A 14857-nucleotide genomic window follows, 5' to 3' on the forward strand; every position below is an offset into this window, starting at 1 on the left:
GCTCACGCGGTGACCTCAAAGGCCTTTGCGCTGGGCGGCGTTGAAGCGCGCCTTCTTCTGGCGGTTCCCGCACGTGTTCATGTCGCACCACTTGCGGGTGCGGCTCTGGCTGGTGTCGAAGAAGGCGGCTCGGCACGACGGTGACGCGCACAGGGCCAGTCTCCCGTCCCGTTCGCCCGCGAGGATGTCGATCGCGTCGGCCGCGATCACGCCGAGGGCGTCCTCCACGCGGGACGCCGAGCTCAACTGCCATCGTCGCTGACCCTGTGGCGCGAGGATCGCCGCTGCCCGGCCCTGGACGCTGCGGTCGTTGATGACGTGGACGGCAGTCGGGGGAAGGGCTTCCTGGAGGGCGGCCGCCGTTGCCGCCGCGTGAATCGACTCCCTCAGCTCCCGGGCCAGGGCGAGCTGGGCAGGGGTGCAGGAGTCCACGGCCAGGCCGCTCACTGCCAGCCAGTCGACCAGTCGCCCCGGCGTGGGAATGCGCTCCACGGCGTCGCCATGACGCTCCGACAGAGTCCCCGTGAAGCTGGTGGCCAGCACCTTGCCGAGGCGGAAATCGGGGAAGGCAGCACACATGGAACCACCTTAGCCGGTTGCGGCGGCCGCCGGAGAACTGTTAGAACCGTCTTAGCCGGTTCGCTCTGGATCGCGGCCGGTTCCGCGAAGGCCAGGAGGTCTCATGCCCCGTCCGACCAGCGACGTACAAGCATTTGAAGCCCACGCGACCGACGCCGACCTCGACGATCTGCGGGCGCGACTGACCGCGGCGCGCCTGCCGGAGGCCGAGACGGTCCACCGTGCAGCGCCCGGCCCCGGCCGTTGGGATCAGGGTGTTCCGCTCGCCGACCTCGTCGAGGTCGTGAACTACTGGCGCACCGGCTATGACTGGCGGGCGTTCGAGGCGCGCCTCCATGGGATCGGCCAGTTCCGGACGAGCATCGATGATCTGGGCATCCACTTCCTGCACCGGCGATCGACGCGTGCGGATGCCACCCCTCTGCTGCTGACGCACGGCTGGCCGGGGAGCGTCGCCGAGTTCGTCGATGTGGTGGATGAGCTCGCGGATCCGCAAGACGCGGACGCGCCGGCGTTCCACGTCGTCGTTCCGTCGCTGCCCGGATTCGGATACAGCGACAAGCCGTCCGCAACCGGGTGGGGAACCGAGAGGATCGCGGCCGCGTGGGTGCGGCTGATGGGACGGCTCGGCTACGACAAGTTCCTTGCCCACGGCGGCGATTGGGGCGGCAACATCACGACCGTCCTCGGCGGCAGGTTCCCGGAACACGTGCTCGGCATCCACACCACGTCCGCGGAAGGGCCACCCGGGTTGACGACGGACGGGTTGACGGCGACCGAGCGCCAGTGGACCGAGGACACCCGCCATTTCTGGCGACACCGGGCGGCATACGCGAAGCAGCAGGCGACGCGTCCGCAGACCATCGGCTACTCGCTCGTCGACTCCCCGGTGGGACTCCTCGCCTGGATCCTCGACAAGTTCGCCGAGTGGTCGGACACCGAGGACAGCCCGTTCGAGAGGATGTCGATGGACAGGGTTCTCGACGACGTCACCCTGTACTGGCTGACGCGGACGGGCGCGTCGGCGGCCCGCATCTATTACGAGAGCCACAACTCACTGGACCCCGAGCTGCGCGTCGACGTTCCGTCAGCGATCACCATGTACCCCCGCGACATCGAGAAGTGCCCATGGCCCTGGGCGGCGCAGCGGTATCGGCGGATCGTCAGGTGGGCGTCGCCCGACACCGGGGGACACTTCCCCTCGCTTGAGGTGCCCGAGTACTTCGTCAAGGACCTGCGGGAGGGCCTTGCGGCCGTGCTGGCGGCCCATCGGTGAGCGAGGGGAGCGAGGTGGGCGTGGCACGCTGGGCAGCGCGACGTTCGGATCCGCTCCGTCAGGGCCGGTCCCGGCGGCTGTACAGCGCGATGCCGTTCGGCACGCGGCGTTCCAGGTTCTGGTCGAGGGTGTTGCGTACGGTCGCGTGCCCGGTCATGGGGTCGCGGGTGACGAGGGTCGTGGAGGCGCCGCCATCCACGTAGGCGCCTTCCGCGCAGTCCAAGTCCCGCAGAACGTCGGCTAGTTCGGCGAGTGTGAGTCCCGTGGCCGTCGACTCGCGGCCGTCGGTGGCGATCAGACGCAGCACATGGCCGTGGTGTGCGATGCCGACCGCCGTACGGGGATTGGTGGTGACGGCGTCGAGGCCGGGCAGGGGCTGGTGGTCTCTGAGCAGGGGGTAGGCGCCGAGGGCGAAGGTGAACGGGACGGGGCTGGTGGACGCGAGACGGTAGTCGACGTCGACCGGCGTGCCGGGGGCGAGGGAGCGCAGCGCCTGCGCGCCGCCCTCGCGGCCGAGGACGACCAGGGTCCCGGGCGGGATCGGCCCCTGGCCGGCGCCGGTGCTCGTACCGGTGACGCGCCCGTGACGGATGGTCACCTCGAAGGTGTCGTGGGTGCAGGGCGCCCCCCGGTCGTGATCCGTTCCGCAGACGGCGCGGGCGCGCGAGGTGCTGCCCCACTGAGGGGTGAACAGACCGATCGACCCCTCGGGGAGCGCGTATTGATTGAGGCCGCGCACCGGCAACGTGGCGTGCGGGGTGCGCAGTTGACCGAGAAGGCTCAGGCGCGCGGTGCGGGCCCGGCCGTCGGTGCCGACCCCGAAGACGTCCTCACCGCTGTCGCCGGGGGGCAGGGAGCCGCCGAAGCGCTGGGCGTCGGGGACCGCCGCTTTGAGTGGCCGTCCGGCGAGTACGGCGGCGCCGGATGCGGCTCCGGTGGCGGTGACGCCAGGATGTTGTTCCTCGGTGATGTCGAAGAAGTCCCCGTTGACCGCGGCGACGGCTCCTTGGCGGTCGGCCATGACGGACACGGGCGCCCGGTCGGCTACGGCGCCGGCGTACAGCAAGCCGGCCCGCACCCCCGGATGGTGGAGATCGACGGTCAGCACATGGATCCGGATCGGACCGTGCGCGGTGGGAAGGGTGAACGCCCGGTACTCGATGCCCGGGGCGACGCGTTCGGTTGCCCCCGCGCCACGCTGAGGGGCGGCCTGCGTGGTGGGGGCGGCGCAGAAGAGCAGGGAGACCAGAAGGACGACGGCAGCGACGCGAACACGACTCATGCGCCCAACATCCCGCCGCCCCCGCCCCGATGACCACCGCCGCGACGCACATCTGGCCGACACCACTCGCATGGCGCGGGCCCCCCTGCCCTGCGGACCGCACCGGTTCGGTGTGCGATGGGCCAACTGCGCGCAGACCGGCGTGGATGGGGCGTTGTCGTCATCGGCGACCGTGCGACCAGCCCGGACACCTCATCTCGTAGGACAAACGCAGCTCCGCGGTGGGGGTGGTGTCGTTGGGGGAGGAGCGTCGGGTTTTGCGTTGGCGGGATGGTTGATACTGGGTACCCGGCTACTCTGGGTGGCGGGCTGTGGGGGACACCCCGCAGGGGCGGACCAAGGCGCCGGGCGACAGGGGGCGTTGGCCGCCCGGTTCATCCCGGTTCATCGAAGGGGAAGTGTGTGACCACCAGGCAGTCCCAGGACGGGCCCGCGCGGACGGCCGACGACCGGCTTCGCCAGCCCCAGCGCCAAGACGCCGCACCGGAGCGGGCGTCCACGGGGCTGATGGCGTTGCAGGCCGGTGCGGGCAACGCCGCGGTCGTCCAGATGCTTCGCCAGGCCGGCCACTCCTGGGCCCAGGAGCAGCACCAGCACGGGGCGGGCTGCGGACACCAGCAGACCGAGCAGGCCGCGCCCGTCCAGCGCTCGGCTGTGCACGACGTGCTGCGCAGCTCGGGCAGCCCCCTCGACTCCTCAATACGTACGGACATGGAGGCCCGGCTCGGCGCGGACTTCTCCGACGTACGCATCCACAACGACAGCGCCGCGAAGGCTTCGGCGGCGGAGGTCGGCGCCCGCGCCTACACCTCCGGCAGCCACGTCGTCGTCGGTGAGGGCGGAGCCGACCGCCACACCCTGGCGCATGAGCTGACCCACGTCATCCAGCAGCGTCAAGGGCCCGTCGCGGGCACCGACAACGGTTCCGGCCTCAAGGTCTCCGACCCTTCCGACCGCTTCGAGCGCGAAGCCGAGGCCAACGCGACGCGCGCGCTCAGCGGCGAGGCACCCGTCCAGCGGGCGGCCGGCCCCGATGACGCGGGGGCCGGGGACACGGGCCCGGGCGTGGTTCAGCGCGCGCTCGTCATCAACGGGAACGACGTTTCGCAGGAGTACAAGGCCGCGACGGCGACCGCCGACGACAGCCAGAAGGCGGCCATGCTGGACGCCAAGGTGAACCAGATCCTCACGGAGATGGACTCCGAGATCGGCGCGAAGTTCCAGCCGGACGAGCAGGCGAGCTTCCACGCGGAGCGGCAGCGGATCACGGCGCAGTTGCGCAAGGCCATCGTGGAACCGCGCACGATGAAGGGCATGCACCCGGTCCTCAAGGTGGAGGTCGGCAAGCATCCCGATTTCGGCGCCAAGAACCGTGACATCCAGGTCAACAATGTGGAGGAGCTGGCCCGGGGCCTGATGGGCTGGGTCTACGCCAAGGACAAGCGCAGGGAGGAGAAGCAGCGGGCGCACGGGGTGAAGACCAGCCCGGACGTCGAGATGTTCCTCAACTCCCTGCTGCTGCGCGTCAACTCCGCCACCGACAGCCTGAAGGCGAACCTCACAGCGGAACAGCGGGCCGTGATGGAGGAAGAGCTCACCACCGGCGTGGCCCACCTGAAGTCCCAGCCGCTGGTGATCGACCCGGCGACGGGCAACGAGGTCCACGACCCCGAGAAGGCCGGCAAGCCCTTCGGCGCGTACCTGACCTATTTCAGCCAGACGCACGGCATCGACCCCAAGTTCCAGCCCGGCCAGCCACTTGAGAGGCTGGCGACCCAGCTGCCCGAGGTGGGCGGTGGTATCCAGGCGGTCCTGCGCGACCCGGAGAAGCATTCGTTCCGGGACAAAATCATGGTGCTCCACGACTTGATGGAGTACTTCGGTCCGGCCCGGCACTTCCCCCGGACCATGGGAACCGACCAGCTGGCGGAGGTCGGGGGACAGGACATCCAGAGCACGGCCGGTATCAATCCCGTGACGGGCGCCCGGATCGAAACGACCGACCGCGGCCAGAACCTGGTGCCCAATCTGCGCAAGCCAGGGGAGATGAAGGAACACCCCTCCACCCGGAACGAACACTCCGACACCACCAAGTTCGCCCGGGCCCACCGGGTGCCGGTGTGGGCCGGGCAGTCCTTCACGGCGGCCCGCATGTTCAAGCTCGCCCAGGCGGCCGGCGGCACCAAGCGCGAGATCGCGGCGGTGGCCTGGGGGATCTTCGCCTTCTGGCGGCTGGACTTCGACCACACCACGGCGCTCGCGTACCACACGCTGCACGAAGTCATGGACATCGCCCAGAACTTCGGCGTCCCCTACGACATCAAGGACCAGTACGCGGGTCAGGCGGACGTCACGATGACCGCGCTGACGGACTCCCTCAAGGCCCTCGGGTCCACGGTGGACCACCATCGCCAACAGCTCGAACTCAGCATGCAGGGCCTCCGGAACCTCCAGAACGACGACACTCAGATGGTGACGGACGAACTGGAGCTCAAGTACGCCAACGCTTTGAACGCCGCCGCTGGCATCCAGAACGACATGGTGCGTCTCGCCCAGGGCATCACCGACCTGCTCGCACGGGTGGCCCGCAACCCGCAGGGCCGGGAGAAGACCCTGCTCGTCCAGGATCTCCAGAGCGGTATCGCGGCTGTGCCCACCCGGATCGAGGAACTGAAGGCGCGCTTCAACGCCAACTGCGTCGTCTGAGGCCCGCGCGTCCCGGCCCCGACGACGGGGCCGACTGCCCTCAGCCGGTGCGCAGTCGGGGGCGTTCGCCCTGGGGACCGAACATGATCAGGTACTCGACGGGACCGCCCGGGCCGGCGTTCGCCACCGCGTGCGGGGTGCGGGTGTCGAACTCGGCGACGTCCCCGGCGGCCAGGACGAGATCCTGGCCGCCGAGCGCGAGCCACAGCCGCCCGTACAGGACACACAGCCATTCGTAGCCCTCGTGGGAGACCTGCCGGGGCCGCGCGGGCGGATCCTCGACGGCGGCCAGGACGTGCTTGTGGGCGTGCAGGCCGCCGACATACCGAGTGAGCGGCAGCACCGCCTTGTCGTCGCCGAAGCTCAGCGGCCTCGCCGTGCGACGAGGCCCCGCTCCCGGGGCGGGTTCGATGCCGGCGAGTTCGTCGAGGGAAACGCCGTACTCCTTCGCCAGACGCAGCACCACCTCCAGGGTGGGCCCGCGCCGGCCGGTCTCGATCCGCGACAGCGTGCTCGGCGAGATGCCGGTCGCACAGCTGACGGCGGTGAGTGTGGCGCCGCACCGCTCACGGGCGGCCCGCAGCCTGGGCCCCATCGCCGCCAGCATGCCGGGCACGTCGTCGACAGCCACCGCCCCCACTCCCTTCGGTCACCCAGGTCCGCCCCTGTGTCCTGCGAGTTTGCCAGCTTGGCAAGACCGGTCGCACGGAACGGGTGCCACGCCTCATGATCGACGGGTAGCCGCGTCCGAGTCGAACCGAGGAGACGTCCATGCGCCCCGAGCCGTCCACCGCCGCCCGCCATCGCACCATCGAGGCCCCGGCCGGGCGCCTGCATCTGGTCGAGCAGGGCAGCGGCCCGCTGGTCCTGCTCCTGCACGGTTTCCCCGAGTCCTGGTACTCCTGGCGCCACCAGCTCCCGGCCCTGGCCGCGGCCGGATACCGGGCGGCGGCCGTCGACGTGCGCGGCTACGGCCGCTCCTCCAGGCCCGCCGACCGTGACGCCTACCGGATGCTCGACCTGGTGGCGGACAACGTCGCCGTCGTGCGCGCCCTGGGGGAGGAGAACGCGGTGGTCGTCGGCCACGACTGGGGCGCCAACACCGCGGCGACCTCGGCATTGCTCCACCCCGAGGTCTTCCGCGCGGTCGCCCTCCTGAGCGTCCCCTACGCGCCGCCCGGTGGCCCCCGCCCCACGGACGTTTTCGGCCGGATCGGAGGCCCCGGGCAGGAGTTCTACGTCTCCTACTTCCAGGAGCCCGGCCGCGCCGAGGCAGAGATCGAGCCGGACGTCCGGGGCTGGCTCGCGGGCTTCTACGCCTCAATGTCGGCCGACACCATGCCCGCCGATGACGCGCCCGACCCGCACTTCGTCACCCACGGCGGCCGGCTGCGTGACCGCTTTCCCGCGTCCGCCCTCCCCTCCTGGCTGACCGAGGACGATCTCGACGTCTACGCCGGGGAGTTCGAGCGCACCGGCATGACCGGCGCACTCAACCGCTACCGCGCCATGGACCGCGACTGGGCGGACCTCGCCCCATACCGCGGCGCACCCATCAAGCAACCGTCCCTGTTCATCGGCGGCGCCAAGGACGCCTCCACCACCTGGATGTCCGATGCCATCGACGCCTACCCCACCACCCTCCCCGGCCTGTCGGCCTCCCACATCCTGGAGGACTGCGGTCACTGGATCCAGCAGGAACGCCCCGACGAGGTCAACGGTCTCCTGACCGACTGGCTCGCCACCCTTCAGGACTGACGACTTGCCCGGCCTCGGCCACGCAGCGGCCGACTCAGCGCGGGCGACCCATGAAGCCGCGCTCCGACAGGGCAGGCAGGCCATGGCGGTCCCGTGTGTCCTCGTCGAAGTCGTCAAGGAAGCCGTGCAGATGCTCCGCGAGGCGCGGCAGTGAGTCGACGGCGTACAGGACGGGCTGGTAGCCGGCGACCTGGTAGGGCAGTCGGACGAGTTCGGGGATGTCGAAGGGGCGGATGTCGGCGCGGGTGAAGTGCTCCAGCTCCCCGTAGGAGGACAGCAGCGCCGCGCCGTACGCCTTGGGCTGCCCGTCCTCGTAGGCGATGCCGTACTCCAGGGTGAACCAGTAGACACGGCTGATCAGATCCAGCGCGTCGTCCGACTCCACCCGGGCCGCGGCCCGCCCCACTGTGCGGTACAGGTCGGCGAACCATGGGTCGCAGAGGTGGGTGCCGTGGCCGAAGACGTCGTGCAGGACGTCCGGTTCCGGGGTGTAGAGGGGCACGGCGGGGTGGCGTACGTACTGCACCGCGTGGAAGTAGCCGTCCGCCATGGCGCCCAGGAACCGCTTGTTGGGCACGATCCCGCCGGCCAGGGTGAACCGGAAGCCGCCGAGGGGCTGGAGGCGGTCGGAGACCTCCTCGTGCTGCGGAACCCCGTCGGCCGGTACGGGCGCCGCCTCGCGCGCCCGCGTGACCGCCCGGCACACCCGCCCCTCCTGGGCCCGGGTGAGCGCGGCGTGCACCGTACGCCAAGTGGAGTGCTCGGACTCGCGATAGCGGACGGGCGGCGACGGGTCGCCCACCCGGTGCCCTTCGGCCGCGGCCACGATCGCGTCACGGCGGCGGACGTACGCCGGGTCGGCGAACCCCGGATGATCATCCGCGTGGCCCAGCCGTGAACCGTGGGTATCCAGTGGGGTCTGCCGCAGCCAGTTGATCACACGGGCCATTCTCGGCGGCATCACACGACAAGAGGCCGGGAACGCGCCGGGAGGCACATATGTTCCCCCGTCAGGCCCACTCACGTGTCAGTTGCCATGTGCTGGCGCGCTTCGGTCTGGCAGATGACCGCGAAGCCAGGCCGGGTCATCGAGTGGTCCGGTGTCGATGCTGGGGCAGCCGGGGGCACGGGCGGCGCGATCAGCGCTCGGCAGGTCGGTTCGGGGGCTGAACGGAACTTGTCGTCATCGTGCTGCTGTGCGACGGAGCCGAGGACGAGCACCGCGCCCACCAGCAGGGCCATCAAGAGCTGAGAGACGGCCGTGATCGGCGCCCCGCCCTTGATGGCGACCAGCCCCACGATGACCACCACGCCGCCGAGCACGGCGATCGCCGGCGCGTAGTGCCAGAAGACGTACGGGTGTTGTGGGGCCTGTGGGTCGAGCTCGAAGAGGTCGATGAACGGCCACACGACCACGCAGACGGCAAGCGCCACTAGTTCCAGAAGTCCTAGCGCACAGCCGATCGCGGCATCCGCACCCCGGTGAAGCCGGTCGGGTACGTCCCCGTAGGCAGAGGGGGGAACGGGAGGAGCAGGCGGCAAGTTGCTCATGTCCGACACGGTGCCTGTACTTGCTGCGCTTGCGCATGAGTACGGATACTCAGGCGCTCAACTCGCCTTCTGCGGCCTGGGCTTGGCTGGCTGTTAGGGGCGCGAGCTGTGGCCGACGTCCTGTCACGGGCGAGCGCGGTGTGACGTCCCATGAGACGTGATCCCCTTTTAAGAGTCGGATGGAACGTGTGGTGAGTTCCCTGACGCGGCCGAGTTCTGCATCACGCCGGTTCCATTGAGTGGGTCACCCCGTGAATTCGCGTACCGATCCGTGACGACGGCAGTTCGAGTGCAAGGATGAAGCCTGTCATGGATGCCGGGTGGTGTGCGCGTACGGTACGGGCCGCAGTGTTCGCGGCCATGTGCGTGCTGCTCGCCGCCTTGGGGCACATCATGATGTCGGGTTGCACTGTGCCCTGGTGGGCACTTCTGGCCGGGTTCGCGGCAACGGGCGGCGTCAGCTGGACGCTGGCCGGCCGGGAACGCGGGTTGACACTCATCGTGACGCTCGTGGTCGGCGCTCAGACAGTGCTCCACTGGGGTTTCGCGCTCGCGCAGGCGGAGACCGTACCGGACTCGCCCGGCAAGGCGATGCGCGCGATGCCGATGGGCGCCATGGACATGAGTGGTCTGCATGGCCACTCCATGACCACGCGGACGCACGTGGGCATGGGCAACCCGGTTCACACGAGCGCCGGTGAGGGCGGCCTCGGGCACTGGCTGATGAGCGGTATGCCGTCCTGGGGCATGTCCATGGCTCACCTGGTGGTCGCCGTGCTGTGCGGCCTGTGGCTGGGGTACGGCGAGCGTGTCGCATACCGGTTGCTGCGTGCCGTGGGCGGGTGGCTGGCCGCGCCGTTGCGGCTGGTGATCACCCTGCCCGCACTGCCGCGTCGGCCCCGCCGTCTGGTGCGGCGCAGCCGTTCGCGCTGGGTGCCGTGCCGTCTCCATCTTGTTCACGCGATCACCACTCGGGGACCACCCATGAGGACCGCTGTCGTCTAGAACAGCGGTTTTCCCGAGGTCGCTTCCGGAAGTCGTCGACTTTCGCGCCTCGGTCCGCGGCCGTGCCCGCACGCACGGCCGCCGTCCCCTTGGTGCTGGAACCGGCGTGTCCGCGCGCCGCTGTTCCACGCGTGATTCGTGAAGGACACAAGGTGCTTACTCCTGCCCTGCCCCCGTTACCTGGGCGCCGCAAGAAACGTAGGAAACACGAGAACACTCAGGAGGTCGACGAACTGATCACTGGATGGGCGCTGGAGGCCCGAGGCGGCGACGCCGAGGCCGTCGAGCGGTTCATCCAGGCCCTGCACCACGACGTCAAGCGGTACGTCGCGCACTTGAGCGCGGACCCGCAGTCGGCGGACGACCTGACCCAGGAGACGTTCATCAGGGCGCTGGGCAGTCTGCACCGGTTCGAGGGGCGCTCCTCGGCCCGGGCCTGGCTGCTGTCGATCGCGCGTCGGGCGGTGATCGACGACTTCCGGCGTGCCGCCGCGCGGCCCCGCCTGGCCGATCGTCACGACTGGCGGCGCGCCGCCGAACAGACCCAGCCGGTCGACGTGCCGGGGTTCGAGGAGGGCATCGCGCTCCTCGACCTGCTTGCCACGCTGCCGGACGAGCGCCGTGAGGCGTTCATGCTCACCCAGTTGCTGGGCTTGTCGTACACGGAAGCGGCCGATGTCACCGACTGTCCCGTCGGCACGATCCGTTCCCGTGTCGCCCGGGCCCGCGGGACGCTGCTGGAGCTGCTTGCCGAGCCGGAGGAGCCCTGTCCGGACATCGGTGATCCACTGCCGGCCATCGGGCCGTCCCGCTCCGCGGTAGCCGTCCTGGCAGCCGCGGCGGCCTGACCAACGGGAGGCTCGGCGCGTGCCCCGGCGGGCGGGCACCGAGCCTCCCTGGTGATCCCCGTACGCCTGCCTCATGCAGCTGCCCCATGCCCCTGAAATGAGTGGGACTTGGCGGTCTGGAACGGGCGTTGTCGCTGTGCAGTGCCCTTTTCGCACGCGGAAGCGGAAGGGGCGCCGAGGCCGGGACGCGCACGTCATTCCTTCGGGTTCTTCGCTTGCCCCTTTCGAGTACCGGCGCCGGTACTCGTGCCAGGCTGGGTCCCCAACTGGGCGGGGGCCACAACCGGTCGGGGGTGTGACCGGTCGGCCCGCAGGGAGAGTGGGTGAGCTCGTCGGCATGGGGACTTCTCTGACCGTCGGTGTCTTCGTGTTCGAGGACGCCGAGGAACTTGATGTCGTCGGACCGTGGGAGGTTTTCGGCTTCTGGGCCGCGCACGTCGCCACGGCTCCCGTCCGACTGGTCACGATCGGTCGCGGGGAGGAGTCGGTGCGCTGCGCCAAGGGGCTTCGCCTGGGCGTGGATCACGACTTCGCCACGGCCCCCGCACTCGACGTACTGATCCACCCGGGCGGTGACGGCACACGGGTGCTCGGGAAGGACACCGCCCATCTGGACTGGCTGAGGCAGTTGCACGACCAGGGGGTGCTGCTGGCGAGCGTGTGCACCGGCTCGCACACGCTGGCGGCGGCCGGGCTCCTGAAGGGGCGTCCCGCGACCACGCACCGCGACTTCGCCGCGACACTGGCGGGCATCGACGACACCGTCGACGTCCGTGCCCGCGACCGGTATGTCGACGACGGCGACATCGTCACCAGCGCGGGCGTGTCCGCCGGCATCGACATGGCCTTCCACCTGGTGGAGCGGCTGGGCGACGCGCAGGCGGCGGCCCTGGTCCGCCAGGGAATGCAGTACGAACGGCCCGTCAGCTGATTTCGGCCTCCGTCAGCCGCTCAAGGGCGAGGGGTTGAGCCGCGTAGGTGATGCGGACGACGCCGTCGGGGTGGCGGTCCGCGGTGGCGGCCACGCCGAACACCTCCCGCAGCAGTCCTGAGGTCAGTACGTCCAGGACCGGGCCCGCGGCCACCACCTGGCCGGAGTCAAGTGCCACCAGGTGGTCGCACAGACGAGCGGCCAGATCGAGGTCGTGCAGGACGGCGAGGGTCGTGATGCCGGTCGCCCTGATGAGGTCGAGGACTTCGAAGCGGGCGCGGATGTCGAGGTGGTTGGTGAGCTCGTCCAGGACGAGGAGCCGTGGGCGTTGAGCGAGCGCGCGGGCCAGGAGCACGCGCTGACGCTCGCCGCCGGACAGGCAGGAGACATCGCGTTCGGCCATGTGGCGGATGCCGCACAGGTCGAGCGCGTCTTCCACGGCCTCGCGGTCCTCGACGCTGTCACGGCCGACCAGCCCGTGGTGCGGGGTGCGTCCGAGGGCGACGATCTCGGTGACGCACATGCCGGCCGGACTGCCGCCGGCATCCTGGAGGACGGCGGCGGTGCGGCGGGCGGCGCTGCGGGCGGACAGGGTCCATACGTCGTCGCCGTCCACCCGCACCACGCCGTGGTGGGGCCGCAGGGAGCGGTAAATGGTGCGCAGCAGCGTGGACTTGCCGCTGCCGTTGGGCCCGATGAGACCGACGATGTCACCGGGCCGCGCCTCCAGGTTCACGTCGTGGAGGACCGGGCGGTGGCCGAGTTCGACGTGGATCTGTTCGACGGTGAGCTTCATGCGGTGTCCAGGCTTTTGTTGCGGCGCAGCAGCCACAGGAAGAAGGGGGCCCCGAACAGGGCGGTGAGGATACCGAGGGGCAGTTCGTTGGGGCGGTTGACGGTGCGCGAGAGCAGGTCGACGACGACCAGGTAGATGGCGCCGACCAGAGCGGCCTGGGGGAGCAGTCTGCGGTGGTCGGCGCCGGTCGTGAGGCGCACCAGGTGGGGGATCATCAGACCGACGAAGCCGATCCCGCCGGCGACGGCGATGACCGTGCCGGTCACCAGCGAGGACAGCACCAGCAGGACGGCGCGCAGGCGGTGCACGTCGACGCCGAGGGCGGTGGCGGACTCGTCACCGACGAGCAGCGCGTTGAGCCGCCGGCCGAAGAGGGTCAGGACCACCGTGGTGGTGAGGACGACGGTGGCGACCGCGGGAAGCTGTCCCCACTGGGCGCCGGCGACGCTGCCCAGCATCCAGAACATGACCGTGCGCAGCTCGGTCGGGGTGGCCCGCAGCTGGAGGTAGCTGGTGGCGGCCAGGAACAAGTAGCCCACAGCGACCCCGGAGAGCACCAGGCGGGTGGGTGCCAGGCGTCCTTGCTTGCGGCCGAGGAGGAAGACCAGGGCCGCCGCCGCCGCGGCGCCGAGGAAGGCGGCGGAGGACACGCCGAGCCCGCCCAGCGCGCCGCTGGTGAGCGTGATGACGAGCACCGCGCCCAGCGAGGCACCGGAGGAGACGCCCAGCACATACGGGTCGGCCAGCGGGTTGGCGACGACGGCCTGAAGGACCACACCGGTGACGGCCAGTCCGGCGCCGACGAGCGCGGCCAGCACGACGCGTGGCGTACGGAAGTTCCAGACGATCTGGTCCATGGCGGGATCCGCGACCGTCCCGCCGCCGGTGAGATGGTGCCAGATGATCCGCCACACCTCACCCGTGGGCACGGTCACCGCGCCGATGCCGATGGCCACGATCATGGCGCCCAGGAGCACGGCAAGCAGCACCAGCAGCACGAGGACGGGGTTGGGCCGCCCGCGTCGGCCCGGCCGGGTCAGAAGGCGTTCGGGTGCAGCAACTTGGCGATCTTCTCCACGGCGAGGTCGTTGCTGGGCCCGAGGTAGATCGAGTCGGACAGCACGAGGGAGCGCTCGTTCTTCGCGGCCGGCCACTGGGGGAACTCCTTGAGCAGTTTGCGGGCGTACGCCTCGGGGTTCGGGTCGTTGTAGCTGATCACCACGAGGGCATCCACCTGCTCGGCGGCGACCTTCTCCTTGCTCAGGTCGGCGAAGGTGCTCTTTGAGGTGGAGGCGAAGGCGTTGTTGGCGCCCGCCTTGTCCAGGATGTCGTTCCAGATGCCGTGGGCCGCGATGGAGCTGAAGTCGTTGCCGCCCATGCTCATGTTGGAGAACACCACCATGACGTTGGGCTTCTTCTCACTCCTCACCTTGGCCGAGATGCCGCTGATCCGCTCTCGCGACTCGGTGATGAGCTTTTCGGCACGCCCGCCGACGTTGAAGATCTTCCCCAGGTCGCGCAGGAGTTGATAGCTGTCGTCGATGGTCATGTGGGAGGTGTCCTGGTCACAACCCCCCGGAGAAATATAGGAGTTGGCGCCGACCGTCGTGAGGTCGGCACGGGTCGCGAAGCCGTTCTTGGCGTCGAAGCCGTACGACGTGGTGGACAGCACCAGGTCCGGAGCCAGGCCGAGCATCGCCTCGCGGGGGACGTCGTAGGCGTCGTTGAGTGTGATGTGGCCGGTGGGCAGCTTCTTGATGGCCGCGGCCCGGCCCGGGACCTCGGAGCGGCCGTAGGACTGCTGGTTCGCCACGATGCGGTCACCGAGCCCCAGCGCCAGCAGAGAGGAGACCTCGGCGACGGAGGCGCCGTTCATGACGACCACCCGACTGGGCGCCTTCTTGTAGGTGGTCGTCGCTCCGCAGTTCTTGAGAGTGACCGGATAGCCGGGGGCGCTCGTGCCCGCGGCGGCCTTGGCCGTCGGGGACGTCGAGGCCCCGCATGCCGTGGCCGCCAGACACAGGGCGCCGGCCAGGGCCACGGCAGCGGGCCGTTTCGTCTGCACACGATCTCCTTGGGACGGGAAGTGCTCCAATCAAGTAGTCGGTGCGAGGTGCGTCCGAGT

General features: G+C 70.0%; 14 protein-coding genes. 6 read left to right on the forward strand and 8 right to left on the reverse strand.

Annotated features, from left to right (window positions below; all coding sequences use genetic code 11):
• Positions 1-15: 15 nt before the first annotated feature.
• Positions 16-579, reverse strand: coding sequence for a CGNR zinc finger domain-containing protein (locus ACFYM2_RS24810; RefSeq protein ID WP_388459907.1), 564 nt, complete (start codon positions 577-579; stop codon positions 16-18).
• Between the two features lie 103 nt (positions 580-682).
• On the opposite strand from ACFYM2_RS24810, the gene ACFYM2_RS24815 reads away from it, so the two are divergent.
• Positions 683-1855 (forward strand): epoxide hydrolase family protein, encoded by a 1173-nt coding sequence (locus ACFYM2_RS24815; protein WP_388839142.1) that lies wholly within the window; start codon positions 683-685, stop codon positions 1853-1855.
• 58 nt (positions 1856-1913) lie between these two features.
• Here ACFYM2_RS24815 and ACFYM2_RS24820 read toward each other — a convergent pair whose 3' ends face one another.
• Entirely contained in the window at positions 1914-3137 is a 1224-nt protein-coding gene (locus ACFYM2_RS24820; RefSeq protein ID WP_388839145.1) for a phosphodiester glycosidase family protein, read from the reverse strand.
• A 402-nt stretch (positions 3138-3539) separates the two neighbouring features.
• On the opposite strand from ACFYM2_RS24820, the gene ACFYM2_RS24825 reads away from it, so the two are divergent.
• Complete coding sequence (locus tag ACFYM2_RS24825; RefSeq protein WP_388839148.1) at positions 3540-5843, forward strand: DUF4157 domain-containing protein; 2304 nt, start codon at positions 3540-3542, stop codon at positions 5841-5843.
• Positions 5844-5883: 40 nt separating this feature from the next.
• Here the strand turns inward: ACFYM2_RS24825 and ACFYM2_RS24830 are convergent, their stop codons facing one another.
• Positions 5884-6474, reverse strand: coding sequence for a helix-turn-helix domain-containing protein (locus tag ACFYM2_RS24830; RefSeq protein WP_388459903.1), 591 nt, complete (start codon positions 6472-6474; stop codon positions 5884-5886).
• Positions 6475-6614: 140 nt separating this feature from the next.
• Here ACFYM2_RS24830 and ACFYM2_RS24835 point away from each other — a divergent pair, with 140 nt between their 5' ends.
• On the forward strand, positions 6615-7601 hold the full coding sequence (locus ACFYM2_RS24835) for an alpha/beta hydrolase (protein WP_388839151.1): 987 nt from the start codon (positions 6615-6617) through the stop codon (positions 7599-7601).
• Positions 7602-7635: 34 nt separating this feature from the next.
• On the opposite strand, the gene ACFYM2_RS24840 is transcribed toward ACFYM2_RS24835, so the two are convergent.
• Positions 7636-8541, reverse strand: a complete 906-nt coding sequence (locus tag ACFYM2_RS24840; RefSeq protein WP_359005263.1) for a phenylalanine 4-monooxygenase — start codon at positions 8539-8541, stop codon at positions 7636-7638.
• An 80-nt stretch (positions 8542-8621) separates the two neighbouring features.
• Positions 8622-9152: a DUF6234 family protein gene (locus ACFYM2_RS24845; protein ID WP_388839154.1), complete on the reverse strand. Its 531-nt coding sequence runs from the start codon at positions 9150-9152 to the stop codon at positions 8622-8624.
• A gap of 348 nt (positions 9153-9500) precedes the next feature.
• Between ACFYM2_RS24845 and ACFYM2_RS24850 the strand changes: the two genes are divergently transcribed.
• The 3 genes from ACFYM2_RS24850 to ACFYM2_RS24860 all read left to right on the forward strand — a co-directional run bounded on the left by ACFYM2_RS24850 (position 9501) and on the right by ACFYM2_RS24860 (position 11936).
• Positions 9501-10157 (forward strand): hypothetical protein, encoded by a 657-nt coding sequence (locus ACFYM2_RS24850; protein WP_388839157.1) that lies wholly within the window; start codon positions 9501-9503, stop codon positions 10155-10157.
• A 152-nt stretch (positions 10158-10309) separates the two neighbouring features.
• Positions 10310-11005, forward strand: a complete 696-nt coding sequence (locus ACFYM2_RS24855; RefSeq protein ID WP_388459899.1) for a sigma-70 family RNA polymerase sigma factor — start codon at positions 10310-10312, stop codon at positions 11003-11005.
• Positions 11006-11342: 337 nt separating this feature from the next.
• On the forward strand, positions 11343-11936 hold the full coding sequence (locus ACFYM2_RS24860) for a DJ-1/PfpI family protein (RefSeq protein WP_388839160.1): 594 nt from the start codon (positions 11343-11345) through the stop codon (positions 11934-11936).
• Here ACFYM2_RS24860 and ACFYM2_RS24865 read toward each other — a convergent pair.
• The 3 genes from ACFYM2_RS24865 to ACFYM2_RS24875 all read right to left on the reverse strand — a co-directional run bounded on the left by ACFYM2_RS24865 (position 11929) and on the right by ACFYM2_RS24875 (position 14797).
• Positions 11929-12732, reverse strand: a complete 804-nt coding sequence (locus ACFYM2_RS24865; RefSeq protein WP_359005251.1) for an ABC transporter ATP-binding protein — start codon at positions 12730-12732, stop codon at positions 11929-11931. The two genes, ACFYM2_RS24860 and ACFYM2_RS24865, sit on opposite strands and share 8 nt — an antisense overlap.
• Positions 12729-13694, reverse strand: a complete 966-nt coding sequence (locus ACFYM2_RS24870) for an iron ABC transporter permease (RefSeq protein ID WP_350234405.1) — start codon at positions 13692-13694, stop codon at positions 12729-12731. The genes ACFYM2_RS24865 and ACFYM2_RS24870 overlap by 4 nt, the downstream gene beginning before the upstream one ends.
• A 74-nt stretch (positions 13695-13768) precedes the next feature.
• The gene (locus tag ACFYM2_RS24875; protein ID WP_359005248.1) at positions 13769-14797 is read right to left on the reverse strand and encodes an ABC transporter substrate-binding protein; all 1029 of its coding nucleotides are present in this window, start codon (positions 14795-14797) and stop codon (positions 13769-13771) included.
• Positions 14798-14857: the final 60 nt, after the last annotated feature.

It is taken from the genome of Streptomyces sp. NPDC006711, from assembly GCF_042869775.1.
GTDB lineage: Bacteria > Actinomycetota > Actinomycetes > Streptomycetales > Streptomycetaceae > Streptomyces.